This is a genomic window from Blautia sp. 210820-DFI.6.14, assembly GCF_020558815.1.
GTDB classification, from domain to species: Bacteria; Bacillota; Clostridia; order Lachnospirales; family Lachnospiraceae; genus Blautia_A; species Blautia_A obeum.
Window position 1 is genome coordinate 1 of record NZ_JAJCKS010000025.1, and the last position, 12310, is coordinate 12310.

General features: G+C 42.1%; 10 protein-coding genes. 6 read left to right on the forward strand and 4 right to left on the reverse strand.

The annotated features are described in order from the left end of the window. Nucleotides 1-85: 85 nt before the first annotated feature. Nucleotides 86-565, reverse strand: a complete 480-nt coding sequence (locus tag LI112_RS14315) for an S-ribosylhomocysteine lyase (RefSeq protein WP_005422460.1) — start codon at nucleotides 563-565, stop codon at nucleotides 86-88. Between the two features lie 166 nt (nucleotides 566-731). On the opposite strand from LI112_RS14315, the gene LI112_RS14320 reads away from it, so the two are divergent. After that, nucleotides 732-1493, forward strand: a complete 762-nt coding sequence (locus tag LI112_RS14320) for a peptidylprolyl isomerase (protein WP_117593616.1) — start codon at nucleotides 732-734, stop codon at nucleotides 1491-1493. Between the two features lie 96 nt (nucleotides 1494-1589). Here the strand turns inward: LI112_RS14320 and LI112_RS14325 are convergent, their stop codons facing one another. Beyond that, a complete protein-coding gene (locus tag LI112_RS14325) occupies nucleotides 1590-2153 on the reverse strand; it encodes a class I SAM-dependent methyltransferase (RefSeq protein ID WP_055065603.1) in 564 nt (187 codons plus the stop codon). 205 nt (nucleotides 2154-2358) lie between these two features. Between LI112_RS14325 and coaBC the strand changes: the two genes are divergently transcribed. The 3 genes from coaBC to LI112_RS14340 all read left to right on the forward strand — a co-directional run bounded on the left by coaBC (nucleotide 2359) and on the right by LI112_RS14340 (nucleotide 5097). Next, nucleotides 2359-3567 (forward strand): bifunctional phosphopantothenoylcysteine decarboxylase/phosphopantothenate--cysteine ligase CoaBC, encoded by a 1209-nt coding sequence (gene coaBC, locus LI112_RS14330; RefSeq protein WP_227190930.1) that lies wholly within the window; start codon nucleotides 2359-2361, stop codon nucleotides 3565-3567. A gap of 97 nt (nucleotides 3568-3664) precedes the next feature. Further along, on the forward strand, nucleotides 3665-4303 hold the full coding sequence (locus LI112_RS14335) for an ECF transporter S component (RefSeq protein WP_022388464.1): 639 nt from the start codon (nucleotides 3665-3667) through the stop codon (nucleotides 4301-4303). A gap of 26 nt (nucleotides 4304-4329) precedes the next feature. After that, nucleotides 4330-5097, forward strand: a complete 768-nt coding sequence (locus tag LI112_RS14340; RefSeq protein WP_022388463.1) for a type III pantothenate kinase — start codon at nucleotides 4330-4332, stop codon at nucleotides 5095-5097. 60 nt (nucleotides 5098-5157) lie between these two features. Here the strand turns inward: LI112_RS14340 and LI112_RS14345 are convergent, their stop codons facing one another. Next, entirely contained in the window at nucleotides 5158-6039 is an 882-nt protein-coding gene (locus LI112_RS14345; RefSeq protein ID WP_173904165.1) for an RluA family pseudouridine synthase, read from the reverse strand. 211 nt (nucleotides 6040-6250) lie between these two features. On the opposite strand from LI112_RS14345, the gene gnpA reads away from it, so the two are divergent. Beyond that, nucleotides 6251-8413 (forward strand): 1,3-beta-galactosyl-N-acetylhexosamine phosphorylase, encoded by a 2163-nt coding sequence (gnpA, locus tag LI112_RS14350; RefSeq protein ID WP_178529659.1) that lies wholly within the window; start codon nucleotides 6251-6253, stop codon nucleotides 8411-8413. Between the two features lie 20 nt (nucleotides 8414-8433). Continuing rightward, on the forward strand, nucleotides 8434-9786 hold the full coding sequence (locus LI112_RS14355) for a PIG-L family deacetylase (protein WP_227190931.1): 1353 nt from the start codon (nucleotides 8434-8436) through the stop codon (nucleotides 9784-9786). 28 nt (nucleotides 9787-9814) lie between these two features. On the opposite strand, the gene LI112_RS14360 is transcribed toward LI112_RS14355, so the two are convergent. Then, nucleotides 9815-12196, reverse strand: coding sequence for a YfhO family protein (locus LI112_RS14360; RefSeq protein ID WP_186290964.1), 2382 nt, complete (start codon nucleotides 12194-12196; stop codon nucleotides 9815-9817). Between the last annotated feature and the right edge of the window lie 114 nt (nucleotides 12197-12310).

Consider the following 12310-nt stretch of genomic DNA (forward strand, 5'->3'; position numbering starts at 1 on the left):
TTTTTTGCACCAAAAAGAGGCTGCGCACTAATTACTTAGTGCGACAGCCCCTTTTTTTATGTTACTAAGTAACGATATTGAAAGATTATTCCGGATAAGTCAGACGTTCTGGCCTGATATCGTAAAGAACATTTTTCAGATATTTGTCAGCAAGATATTTTGCCATACCGAGATTCATATCCAGATAATTGCCGCAGTCCTTTGCGGAAGCACCCGGAATCTCACCTTCAAAATCCCGGATGAATTCAAACATCTCAGTCATGAGAGGGACGATATCTTTGGATTCATAATCGCCTGCCAGCAGAAGATAGTTTCCAGTGCGGCAGCCCATCGGACCCCAGTAAATTACTTTTGGACCGAATTCAGCATGATTGCGGAGAAACGTAGCTGCCAGATGTTCCATAGCGTGGAGTTCGGCTGTGTTCATGACTGGTTCCTCATTTGGGGAAGTCATGCGGATATCGAAAGTTGTAATGACCTGATCGCCGAGGTAATCTTTACGGGAAACGTAAATGCCAGGCTGCAGCTTGATGTGGTCTATGGTAAAACTTGCAATTTTTTTCATAATAAAAGTCCTTTCTTTTTTGCTTTTTATTGTAGCAGAGCTGAACGTCTGATACAAGTCAGGATTTGACTTTAAGTTTATAGGGTGTTACACTGTGAATACTATCAGAAAAAAGATGTTGCTGGGAATGAAGTGAACAGTAACAAAAAAACAGGAGGAACAGAACATGAAATCCAGAATTCTGGCAGTGCTTTTTGCCGTTGTGCTGACTGCAGGTACACTTGCAGGATGTGGCAGCAGCAAGAAAGCAGATGATACAAAAGCAGAAACTACAGATGAAAAATCAGAAGATAAAGCTTCTTCTGATGAAGATACGAAAGATGTAAATGTGGCAAGTGAAGAAGAAGCGGAAGAGGCCGGCTTCAGTGATGGTACTGATACAGATGGTGCGACTGTGGAAAATACAGTGCTTGATACCAGTCAGGAGCTGACAGGAATCCACCATGCGGATATCAGCATCCGTGATTATGGGGACATTAAAGTGGAACTCGATGCAGATACAGCACCGATCACTGTTACCAATTTCGTGAAACTGGCACAGGAAGGATTTTATGACGGACTTACATTCTGGCGTATTATAGATGGCTTTATGATGCAGGGTGGGGATCCGAAAGGAAATGGTACCGGAGGATCCGGAGAGACTATTAAGGGAGAATTCTCAAGTAATGGTGTAAAGAATGATATCTCTCATGTGAGAGGAATCATTTCCATGGCAAGATCTACGGATCCGGACAGCGCAAGTTCACAGTTTTTTATCGTCCAGTCAGACAGCACTTTCCTGGATGGCGATTACGCAGCATTTGGTAAAGTGACAGAAGGTATGGATATCGTTGATGAAATCTGCAAAAATGCCAACCCAACGGATGATAATGGAACAGTCAAAGCAGACGAACAGCCGGTGATCGACAGCATTCAGATCACAGACTGATAAAATAAAAATTTTATGTAACGTAAAAAAGACCGATGCAGCGTGAGGTGTGCGACATCGGTCTTTTACTTTGCAATAAAACATAGCGGACCTGTTTTACTGACGAATGATCAGAACCGGAATTGGCGGGTTGTTCGGACGGTTATAATAGTCACTGCGGATGACCAGATATTTATGTGGATTCAGTTCTTTTAACCAGGCAAGGACAGCATTACGTTCCTCAAAACCGGAATCACCACCACTGTAGATGCAGAGTGAGATCAGCCCGCCTTTTTGCAGAAGGTCCAGGCTTTTGGAAAGTGCGGCAATGCTGGTATCGGCGTGGGTTGCTTTGGTGTGGTCCCCACCCGGCAGATATCCAAGATTAAAGGTAATGCAGCTGACAGTACCCGGATCGACATAGTGCTCTATATTGGTGTGCGATTCCAGAAGAAGGGTATAATTCTGGGGTGCATCTGCTTCCATGAGCCTTTTACGTGTATTGATAAGTGCCGCTTCCTGAATATCAAAAGCAAAAACATGTCCGTCTTTTCCGCAGAGAGAACTGAGAAGAAGCGTATCATTTCCATTTCCCATGGTTGCATCTATACAGATATCTCCGGGCTGGACCTGTTCTCTGATAAAACGTGCACACCATCCTGTGATTTGAACTGCTTTCATATTGACCTCCTATCCTTTTATGGCCTTTTTGTGGAAAATAAAAAATTCTTTTTATTACAGATTACTATAGTACAGATTTTCATAGGGTTCAACAAAATGCTGTACAAAAAGTCAAACACTGGAAAAATACGTTGCAATTACAGAAGAGACTGTTATAATAAAACAGATGCAGGCACAGCATTGTCTGCCAGAGGAGGAGAACGATATGTTAAAAGGCAAAACAGTTCTTCTGGGAGTGACCGGAAGTATTGCGGCATATAAGATTGCGTATCTTGCAAGCGCACTGAAGAAGCTTCACGCGCAGGTACATGTACTGATGACGCAGAATGCTACGAATTTTATCAATCCAATTACTTTTGAAACTCTTACCGGAAATAAATGTCTGGTAGATACCTTTGACAGAAATTTTCAGTTCAGTGTAGAACATGTTTCCATCGCAAAGCAGGCGGATGTGGTGATGATCGCACCGGCAAGCGCAAATGTGATCGGCAAACTGGCGCATGGAATTGCAGATGATATGCTGACGACTACAATCATGGCGTGTAAATGTAAAAAGATCGTTTCACCTGCTATGAATACAAATATGTACGAAAACCCGATCGTTCAGGATAATCTCGCTATTTTGCAGCATTATGGTTATGAAGTGATCGAGCCGGCCAGTGGTTATCTGGCATGTGGCGATACAGGAGCCGGAAAGATGCCGGAACCGGAGATGCTTCTGGACTATATTCTGAGAGAAATTGCAAAAGAAAAAGATCTCCTTGGCCGTAAAGTCCTTGTGACTGCCGGACCGACACAGGAGGCAATCGATCCTGTACGCTATATTACGAACCATTCTTCCGGAAAGATGGGATATGCACTGGCAAAAGCAGCTATGCTCCGTGGGGCGGATGTAACACTGGTCAGCGGACCATGTGCAATCGAACCGCCACCGTTTGTAAAGCTTGTTCCGGTAGTGACGGCAAAGGAAATGTTTGAAGCAGTTACTTCTGTAAGCTTTGAGCAGGACATTATCATTAAAGCAGCAGCAGTCGCTGACTATCGTCCGGCCAATGTCTATGAGGACAAGGTAAAGAAGCATGAGGAACAGATGAGTATAAAACTGGAAAAGACAGACGATATCCTGGGATATCTGGGAGAACATCGTCTGCCGGGACAGTTTCTGTGTGGATTTTCAATGGAAACCCAGAATATGCTTGGTAATTCCAGAGCAAAACTTGGAAAAAAACATCTGGATATGGTTGCTGCCAATAATCTGAAGGTGGCAGGTGCCGGATTCCAGGGGGATACCAATGTTCTGACTCTGATTACACAGGATGAAGACGTATCACTCCAGCTTATGAGCAAGGAGGATGCAGCCAATGTCATCCTGGATAAAATTCTCTCTATTCAGAAAGAAAGGGAGGAACAGTAACCCGTTCACCAGGAAGCGGGTAAATAAAAACTTCATATGCCCGCAATTCCGCACCGTATTGTATCCCGTGTAAGGGAACGATAACAAGGAGGAAAACATGAAAACAAAGAAATTTACCACATCACAGCTGACCATTCTGGGCCTTATGGCAGGAATCCTTTTTCTGATGGCTTATACACCACTGGGATATCTGAATATCGGACCACTGGCAGTAACTTTTAACGTAATTCCGGTTGCAGTCTGCGCCATTGTACTTGGACCGACAGGCGGCGCAATCGCAGGAGCCGTTTTTGGACTGACCAGTTTTATGCAGGCAATAGGAATCGGCGGCGTAAGTGCCCTTGGATCTGCTCTGTTTCAGATCAATCCGTTTATGACGGCGGTACAGTGTTTTGGACCGCGTATTCTTGATGGTATCTGTATTGGATTCATTTACAGAGCTGTTCACAAAAAGGCAAATACGTATGTATCCTGTGCTGTTACCGGATTCTTTTCTGCATTTTTGAATACACTGTTCTTTATGACTGCGCTGATTGTGATGTTTGGAAATACAGAGCTGATCAGGAATCTGATGGGAGGTCACAATATTATTGTTGGATGCTGTCTTATGGTTGGCGTTAATGCAATCAGTGAGATGGTTTCTTCTACAATCATCACTGCAGCTGTAGGAACCGCGCTTTCAAAAGCACACCTGATTCCGGCAGTTCAGATTGTAAAAACAGATACTGCAGCATAAAAATCCTACAGACAGGAATGAGAAATATGATTTTAGCCATTGATATTGGAAATACCAACATAGTTGTTGGCTGTATTGATAAAGAAAAAATATATTTTACAGAACGTATATCCACGATACGGACGAAAACAGAACTGGAATATGCGATTGATATCAAAACAATTCTTGATATCCATCATATCAACCGTGCGGATATTGAAGGAGCAATTATCTCTTCTGTTGTTCCGCAGATTACATCAGCAGCCAGACTGGCTGTACAGAAAATTCTCAAAAAGGATGCAATGATTCTTGGACCAGGAGTGAAGACCGGACTGAATATCATGTTGGACAATCCGGGAGAAATGGGAGCGGATCGTGTTGCAGATGCAGTTGCGGCACTGGCACAGTATCCGGTTCCGCTGGTCATCATTGATATGGGAACAGCAACTACAATTTCTGTAGTGGATGATAAGAAACATTATATTGGCGGTATGATCATGCCAGGTGTGCAGATTTCACTGGATGCGCTGACAACAAGAGCTTCTCAGCTGAGTGGAATCAGTATTGAAGAACCAAAGAAGATCATCGGCAAGAATACAGTAGACTGTATGAAGAGTGGAATTCTTTATGGCAATGCGGCAGCAGTGGACGGTATCATTGACAGAATCGAGGAAGAACTCGGACAGAAGGTTACCGTGATCGCAACCGGAGGCATGTCCAGAAAAATCATTCCGCACTGTAAACGAAAGATGATTCTGGATGGAGATCTTCTCCTGAAAGGTCTGCAGATTGTTTACGAAAAAAATAAAGCATAATAAAGCAGCTGTTTTTCTGAAAGAAACCTTGTGGTTTCTAGGGAAAACAGCTGCTTTTTGCTAAAAAGCATTGCTCATATCTTCGGGAACAGGTGCCATAAGGCACATGGGAGTTCCTGTGATCGGATGGCAAAATTTCAACTGCAGAGAATGCAGAGGCTGGCGTTTGAAAGTATCGTATACAGGATTATACAGATAATCAGCGGGGAGTGGATGTCCAATATAACCCATGTGTACACGAATCTGATGTGTACGTCCGGTTTCGAGATGGATTTCAAGAAGTGAATGATTATTTTTTACTTCCAGCAGCTGATAATGTGTGATGGCCGATTCTCCATTCTCAAAATCAATACGACGTTCGATTACAGAATCAGCTGCGCGGCTGATTGGTGCAGAAATCGTTCCGCTCTGGCGGGGAATTCCTTCAACAATGGCCAGATAGGTACGGCTTATCTGACGATTTCGCATCTGAACAGAAAGAATCGCGGCACTGAGTGCATTTTTTGCCAGGATCAGTGCACCGGAGGTATCACGGTCAAGCCGGTTGATACAACGAAAAGGACAAGATTCTCCTTTTGTTTCCAGATAAGCGGCAACTCCGTTGGCAAGTGTGTTGGTATAATTGCCAAGGGAAGGATGAACCGGCATATCGGCGGGTTTGTTTACTACCAGAATATCTTCGTCTTCATAGAGTACGGGAATGTTCAGAGGCGTTGGGAGGATGCCGTCGGTGGGAACGGTTTCGAGAAGTCGGACTCGAAAATGATCACCGCAGGAAAGAACTGTCCGTCCGCCGGCTTTCTGTCCATTTAGAGAAAGTGCTTCTCTGTCAGCTTTCATTGCTGTGAGTATATGTCTGGAAAATCCCTGTTTACGCAGAAAATCCAGAACGATCATGCCTTCATCGGCAGCAGAAATAGTATAATTCAGAATACGTTCCATTATATAACTCCACAATCATATAAGATATATTTTACTGGAAGCCTATCACAGGAAGGATGGTCTGTCAAATATGAAATTGTCCCCAAAAAGCAATAGATTATGTAAAAAAACTCAAGAAAAGTGATTGCAATTACAGATTAAACAAAGTATGCTATAAATATGAAATTTTATAGTAAAGATAAAATATTATAAACATCGGGGGAGAAAAATAATGGATAACAACAGAGGGCGTGTGACGATTCCGACAGATCTCGACGTGATCAAAGAGACCTTGGATATTATGAAAGAATGGGGGGCAGATGCTATTCGCGATTGTGATGGAACAGAGTTTCCGCAGGAACTGAAGAACACCGGTGCCAAGATCTACGCGACCTATTATACGACAAGAAAAGACAATGCATGGGCGAAGGCGCATCCGGAAGAAATCCAGCAGATGTATATTATGACTTCTTTCCATACAGCTGTTGCGGAAAGACTGGAGATCCATCTGATGGATCATCTGTATCCGGATATGCTTGCGGTGAATACACGGGATGATATGAAAAGATGGTGGGAGGTCATTGACCGGACAACTGGTGAGACAGTAGAAACTGCTGACTGGTCATATGATGAAGCATCTGGTAATGTAGTGATTGAACCTGCGAAGAAATTCCATGAATATACAGTGAGTTTTCTGGCTTACATTATGTGGGATCCGGTTCACATGTACAATGCGGTTGTGAATGACTGGAAAGATGTGGAACCACAGATTACATTTGATGTCCGGCAGCCGGCTACAAGAGCTCATTCTCTGGAGCGACTTCGACGTTATCTGGAGAGTCATGAATATGTGAATGTGGTTCGTTTTACGACATTTTTCCATCAGTTTACGCTGATCTTTGATGAAATGGCCAGAGAAAAATATGTGGACTGGTTTGGCTATTCTGCATCAGTAAGTCCATATATTCTGGAACAGTTTGAAAAAGAAGTGGGATACAAGTTCCGTCCGGAGTTTATTATTGACCAGGGATATATGAACAATACTTATCGTATTCCATCAAAAGAATTCAAAGATTTCCAGGCGTTCCAGCGCCGTGAAGTAGCCAAACTGGCCAAAGAAATGGTAGATATTGTGCATGAATACGGTCGTGAGGCAATGATGTTCATGGGAGATCACTGGATCGGCATGGAACCATTTATGGATGAATTTGCAACCATCGGTCTGGATGCAGTGGTTGGAAGTGTGGGAAATGGAGCAACTTTACGACTCTTCAGTGACATCAAGCATGTAAAATATACCGAAGGAAGATTTTTGCCATATTTCTTTCCGGATACATTCCATGAGGGTGGTGATCCGGTCAAAGAAGCAAAGATCAACTGGGTAACAGCAAGAAGAGCAATCCTGCGCAGCCCGATTCAGAGAATTGGTTATGGGGGATATCTGAAACTTGCACTTCAGTTCCCTGATTTTGTAGAATATATCAAATCCGTTTGCGAAGAATTCCGTACACTGTATGAGAATATCCAGGGAACCACTCCGTATTGTGTGGAAAAAGTTGCCGTTCTGAACTGCTGGGGCAAAATGAGAGCCTGGGGCAATCATATGGTACATCATGCAATTTATTATAAACAAAATTATTCTTACTTCGGAATCATCGAGGCACTCAGCGGGGCTCCATTCGATGTGTCGTTTATCAGTTTTGATGATATCAGAGAAAATCCGCAGTTGCTGAAACAGTTTGACGTTGTGATCAATGTCGGCGATGCTGATACGGCACAGAGTGGTGGTGAGAACTGGATCGATGAGACTGTCATTACTGCGGTGAAGGAATTTGTATACAACGGCGGTGGATTTATCGGAGTAGGAGAACCGGCAGCGCATCAGTGGCAGGGACACTATTTTCAGCTGGATGATGTCCTTGGGGTAGAAGAAGAGAATGGATTCAACCTGAACAAAGACAAGTATAACTGGGAAGAACACAGAGACCACTTTATCCTGGCAGATGCAGAAGGAGAAGTTGATTTTGGTGAAGGCAAGAAAAATATCTATGCACTTGATGGAACGGAGATCCTGATCCAGAATGACCAGGAAGTGCAGGTGGCAGTCCGTCACTTCGGCAGAGGCCGTGGCGTTTATATCAGCGGTCTTCCGTATAGCTTCAAAAACAGTCGTATTCTGTACAGGGCAGTACTCTGGTCTGCGTCAGCAGAAGAAAAACTGAACTGCTGGTATTCCAGCAACTACAATGTAGAAGTACACGCATATGTAAAGAACGGCAAATACTGTGTTGTAAATAACACCTATGAGCCACAGGATACGACCGTTTACCGTGGGGACGGCAGCAGCTTCAACCTGCATATGGAAGCAAACGAAATTAAATGGTATGAGATCTGAAATTTGAAAGAGTGAATAAAGTGAAAAGTAAAATGAAAAAAAGTCTGTTTGTAACATTGATCATCTGTGTATTACTTGCAGTGTCAGCACTGTCTGTACAGGCTGCCGGAAAGACCGGCTGGGTTCGCAAGGGAACGACTTATAAGTATAAAGTAAACAATACCTATGTAAAGGATGAAGTAAAAAAAATAAAAAAGTATTATTACTACTTCGATAAGAAGGGTGTCCGCAAAACCGGCTGGGTGAAGTACAAGAAGGACAGATATTATTTTGACAGGAAGACTGCACGTGCCTATACAGGAAAGAAAGCAGTCAATAACAAACTTTATATCTTTGGCAAAGATGGCAGACTTGTAAAGAAAAAAGGCCTTTACAAATATGGAAAAACACAGGTTTATATCAATAAAAACGGAAGCCTGGCAACCGGACTGGTAAAAATAAAAGGCAAATGGTACTGGTTTGAAAATAACGGAGTGCTTTCCAGAAAAAGCGGCGTTCATAAATGGAAAAATAACACGTACTATTTGAATAAAGGCCAGTTTGTGACAGGATGGGCAACTGTTGGCAGCAATAAGTATTATTTTGGCACAGATGGCAAAATGGTCACAAATAAATATATACAGACTGGTGGACAGACTTATTATGTGGATGCCAGCGGACGTATGAAGAAGAACTGCTGGTATAACGGACAGTACTTTAACAACAAAGGTCAGTTGGAAAAGAATGCGACAAAATATGATTCTGAGACAACAGAAGGCCAGGTCACCAAAGAAATGCTGGATGAACTTCCTCTGTCCAACTGTACGAAACTTATGGTGGTTGCACATCCGGACGATGAGACTCTGTGGGGTGGCGCACATCTGACAGAAGGCGGCTGGTTTGTTGTATGTCTGACAAACGGTTATAATGAAGTGCGGAAGAATGAGTTTTATGAGGTGATAAAAGAGTTTGGTTGTGAGGGAATGATTTTATCATATCCAGATCTGTTGGCAAACGGACAAAGATCAACATGGACAACAGAATGCACCAGTATAGCAAAAGATCTGAATACAGTGTTGAAATATAAACACTGGGGAATGGTTGCCACACATAATCCAAATGGAGAATATGGGCATATTCATCACAAGATGACAAGTAAACTGGTGACGGAAGAATTTTACAAAACATATTGGGGAACAAATCTTTATTATTTTGGAAACTGGTATTCAGCGAGAAGACTGCCGATTATGGAAGACTCTTTAAGAAAAGTTCCGGAAGCTGCATTGGAAAAGAAACTGGAAGCATTAAAACTATATACATCACAGAAAGGCGCAGTTGCCTCGAATATTCATATGGCAGAATATGAGAACTGGATACGAGCTACAGACTGGTAAGACGTAAAAAAGAGTGATTCAAATCGAATCACTCTTTTTCTGATCTCCTGTAAAGATTCAGCCTGTTAAAGAAAATCAAACTGACACTATACAGCAAAATCCCACATATGGAAAAAAGAATTCCTTTTTTATAACCAGGAAGCCGGAATTTCATTTCAATAACATTTTTACCGGCTGACACATCAATTCCGGTAAAAATATGCTGGAGCTTATGCGCATCTGTTTTCTGACCATTGACATAAATCTGCCATCCACAATCATATGGTACAGTCAGAAGAAGCTGTTCACTTTCATCAGCAGTATATTCGCATTTAACATACCCGTCTTTTAATTCGGTGGTATGTACCTGATGCTGAGAAATCTCGTCAATAACATCCTGAAATTCTGCAAGATCAAGATAATAGAAAGTGCCGTCAATGTTATCGCGATTGACAGTGCCTCTCAATTCTACAGTGTGTTCAGCAGCATCGTTGGTACCAACCTGAAAAGTTTTGTAGGATGACCACTGAGAATAATAAGTGCGGAGATTACCATCAATGTACAGCTCCAGGTCATTCCCCTGTGCAGGAGCACAGTATCCGTAAATAATCGAATTCATCTGCGGTGAAGATACTTTCCAGGAATATCCGGATTCATTAGCTTCTTTTACAGAAGAACATGGTTTATAGCATTGTACATCGTGACCGACGATTCTGCTTAATAACACATTCTGATATTCAAAAGTATTATCAGCTTTGATGGAATCCTGTATAGAATCAGAAACTCTGTATCCAAGTTCAAGCGCATATGGATTGGTATAGACGGATTTTCCATTGTAGTTTTCCGAATCATTCTGTGTATAGCCCAAAGCGGCTATATCACCCAGAACATATTTGATACCAAGAAGCGTATCAGATGTGAGAATTGGCTCACACCATGTGATCAGACGATTGCAGCTGCTGTAACCGGAGCGGTTATAAAAATACATAATGCTGCGATTGTATGTGGAACTGTATGAAGAAAGAGGCATAAAACCATAGGCCATACCTTCATTAAAGTTGCCAAAAAAGTGCTGCGCGTTTGTACGCCAGCTGGAAGTCTGATCTGTACGGTAAAAGGTTTGTGCTTCGTTGTCCTGAATTGCTGTCACAGCACGCTGTTCTTCGGATGCATATTGATTAAAGGCCGCAGCACTGCCGCCATATCCTCCGGCAAAAGTCTGGTAAGAACCATAAAAAAGTTCGGCACAGGTAAAAATACAACAGCCGGTAACGAAAACGCAGTTTAATTTCCGGCGATTTATTACAAAAGAAGATAAAAATACAGCTGCCAGATAGATGATGAAAAAACTGACAACAAAGGAAAAACGGCAATAATAAGAAGCGACTTTACGAAAACCGTTCCATATGTTTTCCAGAGGAATAAATACTGTACAGAATATCAGAAAAATCAGATATCCCAGAGACCAGATTCGCTCTTTATATTTTCTTTTGCTGAAAAGAAAGTATCCAATCATGGATAAGAGAACAACTGAACCACAGAAAAAAGTAAGCCCCTGACCGGTATATGGAACAGTCAGAACAAAGCTGCCCTTCAGAATGTCTCTGATACCGGCATGAAATCCAATGATCCATCCTCCGGAAGTATCAACGCCCTTTCCCTGTAATAAATTGCGAATGACAGGAAAGAAAAAGAACATGGTTGTCAGAACCCCGGCGATCATGGTGATGCAATATTGAATAAAGAGCCTGAATTGTTGTTTGATTGTCTGCAGGAAATGAAAGTCATTTTGCTTTAATACCTCGTATGTAAAAAAGAAAAACGAAAACAGACAGATCATGTAGGCGGTATACCAGTTACTGATAATAGAAATAATCACGGAAAAATACAGCAGCAGAGTCTTTCCGGAAGAAATCAGTTTCCAGATTCCCAGCATAATAACAGGAAGCCAGATAACACCATCCAGCCACATGATATTACTTGCCTGACACAGATTATATCCCATAAGCCCGTAGGAAACAGAAAGAATCAGGTTCCATCCGTATGCAAGTGAGAATGGATAACAGGAAAGGAATATGGAGCATGTCAGAGCTGCTGATGCCATTTTTAATAATGTGACAAGTGTGATAAAAAAAGGAATATCGTCAGTAAAATACAGCAGCAGATTAAATGGACTGGACAGATAATAAGCAGTCAGACCAAATGTATTATCTCCGAGAGATTTCGAAAAGGAATAAAACATACTGGCCTGTCCGTGAAGAACACGATGCCACCATCTGAAAAAATCTGCATATTGTAATTCCATATCCCATTTAAGCAGAGATCTGTCACCAAAAGGATATACGCCGCTGACATAAAATACAATCAGTAAAATAAGCGAAGTCAGTGCGAAAGCAGATAAAGCGATTGTTAGTTGTTTGTTTTTCTTCATAAAAGCATCCTTTGAGTTTAGTATAGTCATTCACAGTATATTATTTTTTGAAAAGGCTTTCAAGAAAAATCTCTGGACTATCACAGAGGCAGAAGGTATAATTGTACGAGACAA